This is a genomic window from Methylobacterium sp. ME121 (assembly GCF_000974725.1).
GTDB classification, from domain to species: domain Bacteria; phylum Pseudomonadota; class Alphaproteobacteria; order Rhizobiales; family Beijerinckiaceae; genus Methylobacterium; species Methylobacterium radiotolerans.
In genome coordinates this window covers 1-13,615 of record NZ_BBUX01000109.1, presented here as the reverse complement: position 1 = coordinate 13,615, position 13,615 = coordinate 1, and the positions used below count along the sequence as shown (strand labels likewise).

Annotated in this window: 17 protein-coding genes; 12 read left to right on the top strand and 5 right to left on the bottom strand. The window is 71.9% G+C overall.

What is annotated here, in order from left to right:
- On the top strand, window positions 1-406 hold a 406-nt coding region (locus ME121_RS31150; protein ID WP_491892927.1), incomplete at its 5' end, for a DNA translocase FtsK.
- Between the two features lie 277 nt (window positions 407-683).
- Entirely contained in the window at window positions 684-1,592 is a 909-nt protein-coding gene (locus ME121_RS31145; protein WP_024829146.1) for a LolA family protein, read from the top strand.
- Between the two features lie 12 nt (window positions 1,593-1,604).
- Here ME121_RS31145 and ME121_RS31140 read toward each other — a convergent pair whose 3' ends face one another.
- Window positions 1,605-2,321, bottom strand: coding sequence for a lysophospholipid acyltransferase family protein (locus ME121_RS31140; RefSeq protein WP_059410209.1), 717 nt, complete (start codon window positions 2,319-2,321; stop codon window positions 1,605-1,607).
- A gap of 159 nt (window positions 2,322-2,480) precedes the next feature.
- On the opposite strand from ME121_RS31140, the gene xth reads away from it, so the two are divergent.
- Both xth and ME121_RS31130 read left to right on the top strand, forming a co-directional pair.
- Complete coding sequence (gene xth, locus ME121_RS31135; RefSeq protein ID WP_012320680.1) at window positions 2,481-3,290, top strand: exodeoxyribonuclease III; 810 nt, start codon at window positions 2,481-2,483, stop codon at window positions 3,288-3,290.
- A gap of 268 nt (window positions 3,291-3,558) precedes the next feature.
- Window positions 3,559-4,437, top strand: coding sequence for an SDR family oxidoreductase (locus ME121_RS31130; protein WP_029361257.1), 879 nt, complete (start codon window positions 3,559-3,561; stop codon window positions 4,435-4,437).
- 81 nt (window positions 4,438-4,518) lie between these two features.
- Here ME121_RS31130 and ME121_RS31125 read toward each other — a convergent pair whose 3' ends face one another.
- Window positions 4,519-6,894, bottom strand: a complete 2,376-nt coding sequence (locus tag ME121_RS31125) for an FdhF/YdeP family oxidoreductase (RefSeq protein WP_051252452.1) — start codon at window positions 6,892-6,894, stop codon at window positions 4,519-4,521.
- A 98-nt stretch (window positions 6,895-6,992) separates the two neighbouring features.
- On the opposite strand from ME121_RS31125, the gene ME121_RS31120 reads away from it, so the two are divergent.
- From ME121_RS31120 to ME121_RS31095, 6 genes are all read left to right on the top strand, one after another.
- The gene (locus tag ME121_RS31120; protein ID WP_162471041.1) at window positions 6,993-7,223 is read left to right on the top strand and encodes a hypothetical protein; all 231 of its coding nucleotides are present in this window, start codon (window positions 6,993-6,995) and stop codon (window positions 7,221-7,223) included.
- Between the two features lie 213 nt (window positions 7,224-7,436).
- Window positions 7,437-8,219 carry an SDR family NAD(P)-dependent oxidoreductase gene (locus ME121_RS31115; protein ID WP_059410208.1) on the top strand — a complete coding sequence of 261 codons (783 nt, stop codon included), beginning with the start codon at window positions 7,437-7,439 and terminating at the stop codon, window positions 8,217-8,219.
- An 87-nt stretch (window positions 8,220-8,306) separates the two neighbouring features.
- Entirely contained in the window at window positions 8,307-8,591 is a 285-nt protein-coding gene (locus ME121_RS31110; RefSeq protein ID WP_210383553.1) for a hypothetical protein, read from the top strand.
- A gap of 137 nt (window positions 8,592-8,728) precedes the next feature.
- Window positions 8,729-9,043 carry a hypothetical protein gene (locus ME121_RS31105; protein WP_059410207.1) on the top strand — a complete coding sequence of 105 codons (315 nt, stop codon included), beginning with the start codon at window positions 8,729-8,731 and terminating at the stop codon, window positions 9,041-9,043.
- A 138-nt stretch (window positions 9,044-9,181) separates the two neighbouring features.
- Window positions 9,182-9,493, top strand: coding sequence for a GCG_CRPN prefix-to-repeats domain-containing protein (locus tag ME121_RS31100; RefSeq protein WP_059410206.1), 312 nt, complete (start codon window positions 9,182-9,184; stop codon window positions 9,491-9,493).
- Between the two features lie 201 nt (window positions 9,494-9,694).
- Window positions 9,695-10,165: a hypothetical protein gene (locus ME121_RS31095; protein ID WP_029361256.1), complete on the top strand. Its 471-nt coding sequence runs from the start codon at window positions 9,695-9,697 to the stop codon at window positions 10,163-10,165.
- Between the two features lie 214 nt (window positions 10,166-10,379).
- On the opposite strand, the gene ssb is transcribed toward ME121_RS31095, so the two are convergent.
- Together ssb and curA are read right to left on the bottom strand one after the other, a co-directional pair.
- Window positions 10,380-10,940, bottom strand: coding sequence for a single-stranded DNA-binding protein (gene ssb, locus ME121_RS31090; protein ID WP_012320671.1), 561 nt, complete (start codon window positions 10,938-10,940; stop codon window positions 10,380-10,382).
- A 168-nt stretch (window positions 10,941-11,108) separates the two neighbouring features.
- Window positions 11,109-12,128 (bottom strand): NADPH-dependent curcumin/dihydrocurcumin reductase, encoded by a 1,020-nt coding sequence (gene curA / locus ME121_RS31085; protein ID WP_012320670.1) that lies wholly within the window; start codon window positions 12,126-12,128, stop codon window positions 11,109-11,111.
- Between the two features lie 123 nt (window positions 12,129-12,251).
- Here curA and ME121_RS31080 point away from each other — a divergent pair, with 123 nt between their 5' ends.
- Window positions 12,252-12,659 (top strand): DUF4174 domain-containing protein, encoded by a 408-nt coding sequence (locus ME121_RS31080; protein WP_012320669.1) that lies wholly within the window; start codon window positions 12,252-12,254, stop codon window positions 12,657-12,659.
- Window positions 12,660-12,808: 149 nt separating this feature from the next.
- Complete coding sequence (locus tag ME121_RS34610) at window positions 12,809-12,985, top strand: hypothetical protein (protein ID WP_012320668.1); 177 nt, start codon at window positions 12,809-12,811, stop codon at window positions 12,983-12,985.
- Between the two features lie 13 nt (window positions 12,986-12,998).
- Here ME121_RS34610 and ME121_RS34605 read toward each other — a convergent pair whose 3' ends face one another.
- The gene (locus tag ME121_RS34605; protein ID WP_127992567.1) at window positions 12,999-13,394 is read right to left on the bottom strand and encodes a hypothetical protein; all 396 of its coding nucleotides are present in this window, start codon (window positions 13,392-13,394) and stop codon (window positions 12,999-13,001) included.
- Between the last annotated feature and the right edge of the window lie 221 nt (window positions 13,395-13,615).

The following is a 13,615-nucleotide window of genomic DNA, read 5'->3' as shown; positions in this document are numbered from 1 at the left end:
TCCCAGCTACCTCGACGCCGTCACCGCCGACGACACCCCCGAGGAGCCCGCCAAGGAGGGCGGCCGGTCCGGCCGGGGCTCCAAGGCCGCCGCGGCCGACAAGGCCGAGCGGTCCGACGAGCCCGAGGAGGAGGCCCCCGTCTTCGACATCGGCGCCTTCGCGGCGGCGACCGGCGGCGAGTCCGACGACCTCTACAAGCAGGCGATCGAGGTGGTGCTGCGCGACCAGAAGGCGTCGACGAGCTACATCCAGCGCCGCCTGCAGATCGGCTACAACCGCGCCGCCTCCATCATGGAGCGGATGGAGATCGAGGGCATCGTCGGCCCGGCCAACCACGCCGGCAAGCGCGAGATCTTGGTCGCCGGGGCGACGCACAGCTCGGCCGGGATGTACGACGACGAGTGACAGGCTCCGTCCCGGGCCGCCCCCCTGCGCGGCGGCCCGGGCGTCGCATCTTCGCCACAGGGCGGGGTTCTACAGGGCCTGCGAAACCCGCCCCGTCCTCGCGAGCGGAGCGACGCGACCCAGGGCAGCGCGACGTCGACGCGCGCGGCGCACCTGGATTGCTTCGCTCCGCTCGCGAGGACGAAGGGGCACCGAGACGTCTGCGGCAGCCCGCCAACTTATGTTCCGCCCCGTTTGCCGCCGGAGCTTGCCCGCGGTGCCCCAGGAGATTCTGCCGATGATCGGCCGCCGCATCCGCACAGCCGGCTCCGTGATCGCCGCCGGGCTGTGGCTCGCGACCGCCAACCCGGCCCACGCGCAGGTCGGCGCCTTCATCGACAGCCTGTTCGGCCACAAGGAGGAGCCCGCTCCACAACCGGAAGCCGCCCCGGCGGCGCCGGCGCCGGCCAAGAAGCCCGCGCCCAAGGCCAAGGAGGCGAGCAAGGAGGCGAAGCCCGGCAGCGCCAAGTCCGGCAAGGGTGGCGACAAGGCGAGCGACAAGGCGGACCACAAGGCGCCCGAGCCGAAGGTCGCGGCGGTGGGCGCCCCGGCGGCGATCGTCACCGGCGACTCGGCCGATCCCGCCACGCTGCTGGCGCAGGCCAACGCCTACTTCAACGGCATCAACACCCTGTCGGGCAACTTCGTGCAGATCGGCGCCGATGGCCGCCGGATCGGCGGCAAGCTGACGCTCGCCAAGCCCGGCCGTCTGCGCTTCGACTACGACCAGCCCTCGCCCCTGGAGGTGGTCGCCGACGGGACCTCGGTGGCGGTGCGCGACCGCAAGCTCAACACCCAGGACCTCTACTTCATCGCCCAGACGCCGCTGAAATTCCTCCTGCGCGAGAAGATCGACCTCGCCCGCGATCTCACCGTCACCGACGTGGCGAGCGATCCGGGCAGCGTCCGCATCAGCCTGGAGGACCGCGCCACCCTGGGCGGCACCTCGAAGATCCAGCTGTTCTTCGATGCCGAGATGAAGACCCTGTCGCAGTGGCGGATCACCGACCCGCAGGGCTACGTCACCACGGTGACGCTCTCGAACCTGCAGAAGGGCAAGAGCGTCGACGGCAGCCTGTTCTTCATCAATTACGGGCGCTCCGAGGACAAGGCGATGCAGCAGCAGATCCAGCAATCGCAGAAATGACGGGGGCGCCCCTCAGGAGGCGCCGGGCCGCCACCGGTTCAACTCCCGATCGATCGCGCCTTCCGTCCCGTGCAGGAACTCCGCGGTCGGCAGGCCGGGAGCCAGGGCGGCGAGGTAGCTCACCACCACCGTGCCGGACCGGGTCGCCGCGCCCCCGGGCCAGAACAGGCCGGAGTTGAGCGCCACCGGCACCACCGGCAGGCCGAGCCGGCCGTAGAGCAACTCGACGCCGCGCTTGAAGCGCAGCGGCTCGCCGATCGCGCCGCGGGTGCCCTCGGGGAAGATCAGCACCGACCGGCCCGCCGCGACCGCCTCCCGACCGCCGTCGATCATGGTGCGCAGGGCCTGGGTGCCCTTGGCCCGGTCGATGACGATCATCGGCGAGCGGCGGAGGAACCAGCCGACCACCGGGATCGCCAGCAGTTCCCGCTTCGCGACGATCGCCACGTCCGGCACCAGGACCAGGAAGGCCAGGGTCTCCCAGGTCGACTGGTGGTTGGCGACGATCAGGCAGGGCTCGTCCGGCAGGTGCTGGCGGCCCTCCTCGACGTAGCGCAGCCCGACGATCCGCCGCAGCCCGCCGAGGATCCCGCGCGCCCAGAGCCGCGTCGCCCGGCGGATCGGCCGCTGCGGCGATCCGGACAGGAGGAAGATCGCCAGCGGCGCGAGGAACAGGGTCGTCCAGGCGGCCCAGTAGACGGCGAACAGGAGCGAGCGGGCATGTGCCATGGCGGGCCTCGACGAGGGGCCCGGGACAGGGCAGGGCCCGGGCATAGCGCCTGCCGGTCGATCGCGCACGGCCTTTCGCCCGGCAAACGGTGAGCGGACTGTCGCGGGCCGCGAAATCGGCTATCGGAGCGCAACGCCGTCAGAACCCCAGCGCCGCTCGTGCAACTCACCGTCACCACCTGGAACATCAACTCGGTGCGCCTGCGCATCGATCTGGTTCTGCGCTTCCTCGCGGAGCACAAACCGGACGTGCTCTGTCTGCAGGAGACCAAGTGCCCGGACGACGCCTTCCCGCTGAAGGCCCTGCGCGGCTCGGGCTACGAGCACGTGATGTTCGCCGGCCAGAAGGGCTACAACGGCGTCGCGATCCTCTCGCGCTTCCCCCTGCACACCCGCTCGGTGATGGGCTTCTGCGAGCGCCAGGACGCCCGCCACATCTCGGCGGTGCTGGGGCCGGAGGCCGGGGCGGCCTCGGGCATCGTGCTGCACGACTTCTACGTCCCGGCCGGCGGCGACGTGCCGGACCGCGACCTCAATCCGAAATTCGCCCACAAGCTCGACTTCCTCTCCGAACTGCGCGCCTGGGGTGGGAAGCGCGTCTCCGGGCCGGCGATCCTCGTGGGCGACCTCAACGTCGCGCCCCTGGAGCACGATGTCTGGTCGCACAAGCAGCTCCTCGACGTGGTGAGCCACACGCCGCTGGAGACCGAGGCGCTGGAGGTCCTGCGCGGTGAGGCGGGCTGGATCGACGCGGCGCGCCACCTCACCCCGGAGCCGGAGAAGATCTACACGTGGTGGAGCTACCGCTCCCCCGACTGGTCGGCCGCCAACAAAGGTCGGCGGCTGGACCATGCCTGGGTGTCGCCGGACCTCGCCGGGACCGTCCGGAAGGTCGAGGTCCTGCGCGAGGCGAGGGCCTGGGAGCGCCCCTCGGACCACGCCCCGGTGACCCTGACCCTGGAGCTGTGACCGGGCGCGGAACTGCGGCGCGGTCCGAGCATTGCCCGCTCACGAACCCGTGACGCGAGCGAGCCCCGATGCGCAAGATCCTGATCGCTTTTCTCCTCCCCAAGGTCGTGTCCTACCTGCGCCGCCGCTACGGCGGCCCGCACGCCACGCGCAATCGCGCCTTCTGAGACCGCCCGATCAGGGCCACCGCCTGTGACCCCCGGGCGCAGGCGGTGGCCGCCGCGAAGGCCCTAGATCCTGCGGATCCCCCGCCGAGGAGCCGCACACGATGACCCAGGACCCGCGCGAGGCCGGCCCCCGGCCGCCCTTCCCCGGCGACCAGCAGCAGCCCCGCCCCGGCCTCACTACGAAGATGTCGCCGCGCCCCGACCACGGCGAGGAGAGCTACGTCGGCAAGGGCCTGCTCACCGGCCAGGTGGCGCTGATCACCGGCGGCGACTCCGGGATCGGCCGGGCGGTGGCGATCGCCTACGCCCGCGAAGGCGCCGACGTGGCGATCTCCTACCTCGAGGTCGAGCAGGAGGATGCCGAGGACACGAGGGCCTGGGTGGAGAAGGCCGGCCGCCGCTGCCTGCTGCTCCCCGGCGATATCCGCGACGCGGCCCAGTGCCGGGATCTCGTGGCGCGCACCGTCGAGGCCTTCGGGCGACTCGACATCCTCGTGAACAACGCCGCCGCGCAGGTGGTGAACGAGGGCCTCGACGATCTGGCGGCGCCCGACATCGAGGGCTCGTTCCGCGCCAACGTCTTCGCCATGTACTACCTCGCCCAGGCGGCGGTGCCGCACATGAAGCCGGGCGGGGCGATCGTGAACAGCACCAGCGTGCAGGCCAAGGTGGCCGATCCCAGCATGCTGATCTACGCCGCCACCAAGGGCGCGATCGCGAGCCTGACCATCGGCCTGTCGAACCTGCTGGCGCCGAAGGGGATCCGGGTGAACTGCGTCGCCCCCGGGCCGGTCTGGACGCCGATCCAACCGATCGTGAAGAGCCCGGATCAGATCGAGCAGCTCGGCGCGCAGACGCCGCTCGGCCGTGCCGGCCAGCCCGCGGAACTGGCCCCGGCCTACGTGCTGCTCGCCTCCCGCGAGGGCAGCTACATGTCCGGGGCGCTGGTGCCGGTCACCGGCGGCATGCCGATGCTCTGACGCGGGCGCGGCGATCCGCGCGAGCGCCGCCGCGGAGGGGCGGGACGCCGCCCAAAGCCACGAGGACGCCGTCCGTCCGCCTCAGCCGGTGGCGTATTCCAGCTCCGGCGCGAGGACCGCGTCGCTGTCGGGGTGCACCGTGACGGGGATCGTCTTGGCGGCCGGCGTCTTGCTGCCGATCGCGTAGTGCCAGATCGGCATCAGGACATTGCACTCGGGGTAGTAGCCGCCGATGCAGCCGATCGGGATGTCGTAGGCCACGACCAGCAGGCCCGATAGCTTGCGGTCGACGCCGTCATCGGCGACCGTCCGGAGCGTGACGGGCTGGCCGATCTTGAGGCCCCGCCGGTCGATGTCCGAGCGGTTCATCAGCACCACCTTCCGGGTGTTCTTGATGCCCCGGAAGCGGTCGTAATAGCCGTAGACCGTGGTGTTGAACTGGTCGTTGCTGCGCAGCGTCATCAGCCGCAGGGCGTCGTGGCCGACATCGGGCATGTCGGCGTCCTCGTCGAGCCCGGTCGGGGTGACGAAGTTGGCCCGTCCCGATTCCGTGCGCCACTCGCGCCGGTTCGCCGGCAGGTCGCGCTGGAAGCCGCCGGGCTCCCACATGCGCCGCTCGTAGTCCCAGAACGAGTCCGGCAGCGTCTCGCCGATCTCGCGGCGGATCTCGGCGAAATCCTCGCTGTACGCCGCCCAGCGCACCCGCGGGTTCGGATCGAGGACGCGCTGCGCCAGCTCGCAGATCAGGCGGATCTCGCTGATCAGGTGCGGCGAGGCCGGACGGCGCAGGCCGCGATTGCCGTGCACGCAGGCCGAGGTGTCCTCCATCGAGAGCACCTGCTGGCCCTTGGAGGTCTCGACGATCTCCAGGCGGCCGGTGACCGGGAGGATGTAGCTGATCGCGCCCGGCAGCAGCGCGGTCCGGTTGAGCTTGGTGATGACGTTGACGGTCAGGGGGATCCGGCGCCACGCCGGCTCCATCTGGCCGTGGTCGGGGATGGCGCGGGCGAAGTTGCCGCCGAGCATGACGAAGGCGCTGACCTCGTCCCGCAGGATCGCCTCGCAGGCCTCGACGGTGTTGTAGCCCGGCTCGCGGGGCGGCGCGAAGGCGAATTGCTGGCCCAGCCGGTCGAGGTCGAACAGCTCGGGCTTCTCGGTGATCCCCATCGTGCGCTGGCCCTGCACGTTGGAATGGCCCCGGATCGGGCAGATCCCGGCGCCGGAGCGGCCGATATTGCCGCGCATCAGCAGCAGGTTCACCAGCATCTGGACGGTCTCGACCCCGGCCCGGTGCTGGGTGAGCCCCATGCCGTAGACGCCGATGGTCGCCTTCGCGTGGCTGTAGACGTGGGCGGTCGATTCCATGTCGGCCCGGTGCAGGCCGGAGCGGCGCTCCAGCTCGTCCCAGTCCTGAGCGCGCAGCCAGGTGGCGAAGGCGTCGAAGCCGTGGGTGTTGTCGTGGATGAAGGCCTCGTCGAGAACGGCGTCGCCGCCCCGGGCCCGGGCCGCGTCGTGCAGGGCGAGGACCGCCTTGCAGATGCCCGCGATGGCGGCGAGATCGCCCCCCGCCTTCACCTGATGGTACTGCGAGCTGATCCGCGTCGCCTTGCCGGTGAGCATCTCGGTAGGCGATTGCGGGTTCAGGAACCGCTCCAGGCCGCGCTCGCGCAGCGGGTTGTAGGTGATGATCGGGACGCCGCGCCGGCTCGCCTCCTGCAGCGGGTGCAGCATCCGCGGCGCGTTGCTGCCGGGATTCTGGCCGAAGAACATGATGCAGTCGGAATGGGCGAAGTCGTCGAGCGACACGGAGCCCACGGCCTGGCCGATGCTCACCGGCAGCGCCACCGAGGTCGTCTCGTGGCACATGTTGGACGAGTCCGGCAGGTTGTTGTTGCCGTAGAGCCGGGCGAAGAGCTGGTAGAGGTAGCTCGCCTCGTTCGACAGGCGGCCCGAGCTGTAGAACACGGTGCCCTTCTGCCGGTCCGGGACGGCCCTGAGCTCGCGGGCGATCTCCTCGACGGCGTGGCCCCAGGAGACCGGCACGTACTTGTCGGTGGCCGGGTCGTAGCGCAGCGGATGGGTGAGGCGACCGGTCTGCTCCAGATGGTAATCGTCCCAGTCCAGCAGCTCCGTGACCGTATGGGTGGCGAAGAAGTCCGGCGTGCAGCGGTGGGCGGTGAGTTCCCAGGCCACGGCCTTCACGCCGTTCTCGCAGTACTCGAAGGGCAGCGGGCTCGCGGGCTTCACCCAGGCGCAGCTGTTGCACTGGTAGCCGTCGACCTTGTTGTGCCGGCTGAGCGCGATCGGCCCGCTCGCCAGCACGCCCTCGCGCCGCAGGATGTTGCCGACCGACAGGGCGGAGCCCCACCCACCGGCGGGCAGGCGGTAGGGCTTGAATTCGGGCTTGTCCAAGGGGGGCGATCTCCGAACCGTGCCGCCGGGAAACAGCGGGCACATCGCGACGTTCCCCGTTGAAACCGCGGGCGTCACCCTTTGTTCGCGAGATTATCTTGATCCTAACGGAGGTTAGTGTGGCGGTCGGTCGGGACTATCTCTTGAGAAAGCCTTCGGGTCCGTCGAATCCGAAGCTGTTCCTCGACACGCAGGTCGTGCCGCTCGCCGTCAATATCGCGGGAAGCTTGGAGGTGGCGCTGGATCGCGCGGCGGCGCGCACGGGCGTCCGGCCCGCTCTGATCCTGGCCGGCGCGACCGGCCTGATCGGTCTCGGTCTGGTCCGCCTGCTCACCCGTCGGGGCGCGGCGAAGGGCCGATTCGAGCGGATGTGAGCGGAGGAGCCCGGATGCCGGTCATCGCCGGGCGGATGTTCGGGGAGACCCTCGACGGCGCGCGCGCGATCAATCAGACCTTTACCGCGGATCGGTTCTCAACGGCGGGACGGCCCCGAAGGCCTCCGGGTCCGGCACGCGGCGACAGCGCCGCTGCGGACCCGAACGCCGCCCCGCGCCATCCGGGCGCCGCCGATCCCGACGGAGACGACCATGAGCGACGCCCAGGCCCGGACCGCGCTGGTGACGGGGGCTGCCCGCGGCATCGGCCTCGCCACAGCGACCCGCTTCCTCGCCGACGGCTGGAACGTCGCCCTGCTCGACATCGACGGCTCGGGCGTGACGGCGGCGACCGAGCGGCTCGGCCGCCCCGAAGCCACGCTCGCGGTGACGGCCGATGTCTCCGACCCCGAGGCGGTGGCGGCGGCGATCCGGCAGGTCGCCGACCGGTTCGGCCGCCTCGACGCCCTGGTCAACAATGCCGGCATCGCGATCTTCAAGCCGCTGACGGAGACCACCTTCGCCGACTGGTCGCGGGTGCTCGCGGTCAACCTGTCCGGCCCGTTCCTGTGCACGCAGGCGGCGGTCCCGCTCCTATCCGAGCGCGGCGGGGCCGTCGTGAACATCACGTCGATCTCGGGCCTGCGCGCCTCGACGCTCCGGACCGCCTACGGCACCAGCAAGGCGGGCCTCGCGCAGCTCACCAAGCAGCAGGCCGCCGAGCTGGCGCAGTACGGGATCCGCGTGAACGCCGTCGCCCCGGGCCCCGTGGACACCGCGATGGCCAAGGCAGTGCACAGCCCCGAGATCCGGGCGGATTACCACGACGCCGTCCCGCTCGGCCGCTACGGGCTGGAGACGGAACTCGCGGAGGCGATCGTGTTCCTCTGCTCGGAGCGCGCCTCCTACATCACCGGTCAGCAGCTCGCCGTCGACGGCGGCTTCGAGTCGACGGGCATCGGCCTGAAGACGCTGCGCGGCGCGCGCAACATGTGAGGGCGCCGGCCCGGTCCGCCAAGTTCGGACAGGGTTCGTTAACCCTGCCGCCGTAGCCCGGACGCTTGGTCAACAGGCGCGGGCACCATGCCGAGACTCGGCTCCATAATCGTCGACGGTCTAGCGTTCCTCCTCGTGGCGATCGCCCTCGCGGCGGTCGTCGCCGGCTACGAGCGGAACCTGCCGGATCCGTCGGCGGCACCCGCGCTGGTCGCCGCGGGCGCCCCCGCGTGGACCGACCCGGAGACGACGGGCTCGATCGCGCCGGCCGCGGGCACGGTCGTCCTCTGGGCGGACGCGCAGCCTGCGCTCGCCACGCCCGAGTCGGACCGCGCGGCCGGCGGCGCCTGGGTGAGCCCGCCCCGCCGCTGAGGCGACGGGCCGATCGGCTCGCCGGGCTCTCAGGAAGGCCGGTCGGAGCGGCACCGGAGCGCCCAGGTCGCGATCACAACTGATCGTTAACTATGGTTGCCGAACCTTCCACCGCACAGCGAAGCGGAGAGGCATCCATGGCGCGCGACGGCAACCGACCCCACCCCAGCGCTCTCGCGCGCTACCCGGTTCCGATCGAGCTGATCTCGGCCCTGTTCCGCGCCGACGATGCCGAGCGCGACCGGCTGCTCGCGCCGATGCCGGCCTACGGCCGCGCCAGGATCGCCGCCTACTGCGCCGACCACGCGCGGCTCGAGGCGCTCGGCCTGAAGGTCGCGCGGTCCTGCGACGAGGCCACGCTCGTCCGGGCCGCGGGCGAAACGGTCGGCGCCGATCTGTTCGCGCGCTCGCGGGCGCCCGCACCGGCGCCGATCCACCTCCAGGCCGCCTGATCGACCTCCGCGTTCCGACCCGTCCGGTCGAAGCCGTCGGGTTGATGAATGCCCGGGCCTGTCCCGGTTCACAGCCGCTGGCGCATCCTCCTGTCATCGGCCCGGTGCGTCCGGGCCGCAGGTTCAGGAGATCGTGTCATGATGCGCTCCAAGATGCTCGGCCTCGTCGCGACGGCCGCGGCGGGCCTCGCGACCGCCACGGCGGCGAACGCGGCGCCGTTCGGCTACGGCCCGCCCGAGGCCGGCGCGGTGATCGAGCGCGTGGCCGGCGGCTGCGGTCCGGGCTTCCACCCCAATCCCTGGGGCCATTGCCGGCCCAACGATCGCGGCTGGGGCTGGGGCGGCCCGCGCGGACCCTACGGTGGCCGGCCCGGCTACGGCGGCTACGACCGCGGCTACGGTGGCTACGGCGGCTACGACGGTCCGCGCCGGTCCTTCGGCGGCTGGTGATCCGCACCGGCGACCCTCGAACCGGTCGCCGCGTCTCGAGCTCGGCCCGCCGCGTGCCTCCGGATCCGCGGCCGGCCGGTGCTGGACCAGTGCTCGGCCATCGACTTGTCCCCCCGGAACGGACAAAGCCATATTCACGACGGCATAGAGCCGTATTAATCTCTTTCGGGACGCAACATAGTGTCCCGGAGATTCTTCATCATGAGTCGCTATGTATTTGCATCCCTGATGATCGCCGGCGTGGTGGCCGGCGCCTCGCCGGCCGCGGCGCTCTCCGCGAAGGATTGCTCGGTCAAGTACCAGGCCGCCAAGCAGGCGGGCACGCTGAACGGCCAGAAGTGGAACGACTTCCGCAAGGCCGAGTGCGGTGCGGCGGCCGACAACGCCCCGACGACCGCGCCGAATCCGGTCTCGCCCACCGCGGCGACGACCGCGCCGGCCGCCCCGCCGGCGGCTCCGCGCGCCGGGACGACGTCCGCCGCCGCGGCGTCGGCCACGTTCCCCCGCGCCGTCGATCCGAGATACGCCAGGGAATCGGCCGGCAAGGCCCGGATGCACACCTGCCTCGACAGCTACAACGCCGCGAAGGCCGCCGGCACGCTGGGCGGCATGAAGTGGATCGAGAAGGGCGGCGGCTACTACTCGGCCTGCAACCGGCAGCTCAAGGGCTGAGCGGCGGCGTTCCGGGGCACCGGAGGCAGGCGACCCGGAACCTGCGCCGGCGCGCCATCCGGGCGCGTCGGCGGATCCGGATCCCGGGCTCCGCCGCGCGGCCCCGGGACGATGCATCGATACGGCCGGGCCGATCCGGCCCGGAGGTTCGACTCACCCGAACGGGCGGCTCGCCCGGGTGAGGGAGGGCGCAGCCCCTGGACCGGACGCGATCCTAGAACGGGATGTCGTCGTCGAGGTCGTAGCCGCCGCGGCTGCCGCCGCCGCCGCCCGAGGAGGCCGGGGCCGGACGCCGCTCGCCGCCCTGGGCGCGGCCGCCGCCGAAATCGCCGCCGCGATCACCGCCCCGGCCACCGCCGAAGTCGCCGCCGCGGCTGATCTGGCCGCCACCCTCGTCCTCGCCGGCGAAGTCGCCGCCGCCGCCGCGCCCGTCGAGGATCGTCATCTCGCCGCGGAAGCGCTGGAGCACCACCTCGGTCGTGTACTTCTCGACGCCGGAATTGTCGGTCCACTTCCGGGTCTGGAGCTGGCCCTCGATGTAGACCTTCGAGCCCTTGCGCAGGTACTGCTCGGCCACCCGGGCGAGGTTGTCGTTGTAGATCACGACCGAGTGCCACTCGGTCTTCTCCTTGCGCTCGCCGGTCGCCTTGTCCTTCCAGGACTCCGACGTCGCGAGCCGCAGGTTGCAGACCGGGTCGCCCGAACCGAGGCGGCGCATCTCGGGATCGCGCCCGAGGTTGCCCACCAGAATCACCTTGTTGACGCTGCCCGCCATCGCTCTCTCCTAGTCGTACGGATCTCACAGGGCACCAGCCCGGCGGCGCGCGAACCATGCGCCCGGGCTTCCGGAGCGGCAACCGGCGGGTCAGGCTTGTGCCCGCTTTCCGCAGCGCCGACGGATCTTGTTGTTCTATCTCTGTTCCATTCGGGCGGCAAGGCTCTGTCAGGACACCCGGACCACGAGCTTGCCGAAATTCCGGCCTTTCAACAGGCCGATGAACGCCTCCGGAGCGTTCTCCAGCCCCTCGACCACGTCCTCGCGGTAGCGGACGCGCCCGTCCTGGATCCACCCGGCGACCTCCTTGCGGAACGTCTCCGCCTGCTCGGCGAAGTCCCAGACGATGAAGCCCTGGATGTGCAGCCGGTTGGTCAGGACCGAGCGCATCAGGCCGGGCAGGCGGTCCGGGCCGGGGGGCACCTCGGTGGCGTTGTAGGCGGAGACGAGGCCGCAGACCGGGATCCGCGCGAACGGGTTCAGCAGCGGCAGAACGGCCGCGAAGACCGCGCCGCCGACATTCTCGAAGTACACGTCGATGCCCTTCGGGCAGGCTGCGGCGAGCGTGCCCGGCAGGTCGGATCCGCGGTGGTCGATGGCCGCGTCGAAGCCGAGCTCCTCCGTGAGGTAGCGGCACTTCTCGGGACCGCCCGCGATCCCGACGGCGCGGGCGCCGTGGATCTTGGCGATCTGGCCGACCAGGGAGCCGACGGGGCCGGCGGCGGCCGCCACCACGACGGTCTCGCCGAACTTCGGCCGGCCGATGTTGAGGAGGCCGGTATAGGCGGTCATGCCCGGCATCCCGAGCACGCCGAGCGCCGTCGAGGGCGGAGCGGCGGCGGGGTCGACCTTGCGCGACCCCTTGGCGTCGGTGACGCAGTACTCCTGCCAGCCCGCGAAGGCCGTCAGCAGGTCGCCCACGGCGTGATCCGGGTGGTTGGAGGCGACCACCTCACCGACGGTTTCGGCGGTGATCGGCGCGCCGATCTCGACCGGCGCCGCGTAGGATTTCGCGTCGCTCATCCGGCCGCGCATGTAGGGGTCCAGGGACAGCCAGCGGGTGCGCAGCAGGACCTGGCCGGGTCCGGGCTGCGGCACCGGCACCTCTTCCAGGCGGAAATTCTCGGGCCGCGGCTCGCCGTGCGGGCGCGAGGCCAGGACGATGCGGCGGTTCATGGCGGTGGTCATGGCGGACTCCCGGAAACTGGCTCCCGCTCCGATCTGGGGCGCCGGGCCCGGGAGGCAAAGGCGCCGCCGTGATCGCGCGGACGAGTCGCGCGTTGTCCCGACTCGGGAGCGCGGAGCGTCGGCATGCGGGAGACGGCACTGGGACTCGGACTGGCAGCCACGACAGCCATGGCGGCGGCGGCTGCCCCGGCCGGGCCCCTCGACGGCTATCGCGACCGGGCGCGGGTCCTGGTCCTGTCGGCGCCCGAGGCCGGGGACGCTCAGCTCCGGGCGCAGCGGGCGGCGCTGGCCTCGGTCCGCGCCGGTGTCGCCGAGCGCGACCTCGTGGTGCTGGAAGCGGTCGGTTCCGGGGCGGAGGCGCGAACCCTGCGCGAGCGCCTCGGCCTCCCCGCGGACAGCTTCCGCGCGGTCCTGATCGGCAAGGACGGGGGCGCCAAGATCACCGCAGCGGCGCCGATCGCGCCGCAGAGGCTGTTCGCCACGATCGACGCGATGCCGATGCGCCGGACCGAGATGCGCGAGCGCCGCTAGGGCCTCGGCCGGGGCCCGATCCCCTGTGCACGGCGGGGCCGCGGACACCATCGGTTAAGCCTACCGGCCTATCACCGAAACGTGTCGACGGCCGTGTACCGGCCGTCCGTTGAGGCCCGCCAGGACGCTCGGACGAGACGCTCGAATCGATGACCCGACAACAAGTCGCCACCGCCATCCGCCGCCTCGTCGACCTGCAGGTCGAGGATATCGAGCGCGCGGTCCGCGACGGCCACAAGACCATCGCGCTGAACGAGCTGGCGGATCTGAACCGCCAGCTCAAGGCCTTCGCGGCCGCACTCAGGAAGGCGCCGGCCCGGATCTGAGCCGGGCCCCGCGCTACCAGCGCGGCCCGCCCCAGCGGCGGGGTGGGATGTCCTCCGGGGGCGGAGGCGGCGGCCCGCGGTCGACGACCGGCTCGTCGCAGACCCGCACCCGCCGCAGCACCGGCTCCCCGTCCGGACCGAAGCGCCGCCGCACGAATTCCCGGCACGCTTCCGGGGACGCTTCGGGGGGCACAGCGGTGAAGCGGGGCCCTCGAACTTCGGGCTCGGGCCTCGGGCCCGGAGGAGGCGGGGGCGGCGGTGGCCGGCGCTCCGGCTCGTCCTCCTGAGCGGGGCCGCCGTAGCCGTGCGGCGGCGGGTACGGGCCGTCGAAATCGGCGGCCAGGGCCGGGCCGGCGGCGAGGAGCAGGGCGCAGAAACCGGTTCGGACGAGGAGTCGACGAGCGGGCACGGTGGCCTCGGCGTGGGCGGGCGCGCGGGGATCGCGGCCATCATCGCCGGAGGGTGCGACCGGGCGCCTGAACCGCCCCCGAGTCGCCGTGTCGGCTGACGTTCAGCCGGCTACTTCTGCATCGCGTTCACTTCGCACTGAGCGTAGTCCGCGCTCGCCTTCACGTAGGCGTTGAGCTTCTGCAGGTAGGCCTCGGCGATCGGCCGGAAGGCCTGCGCCTG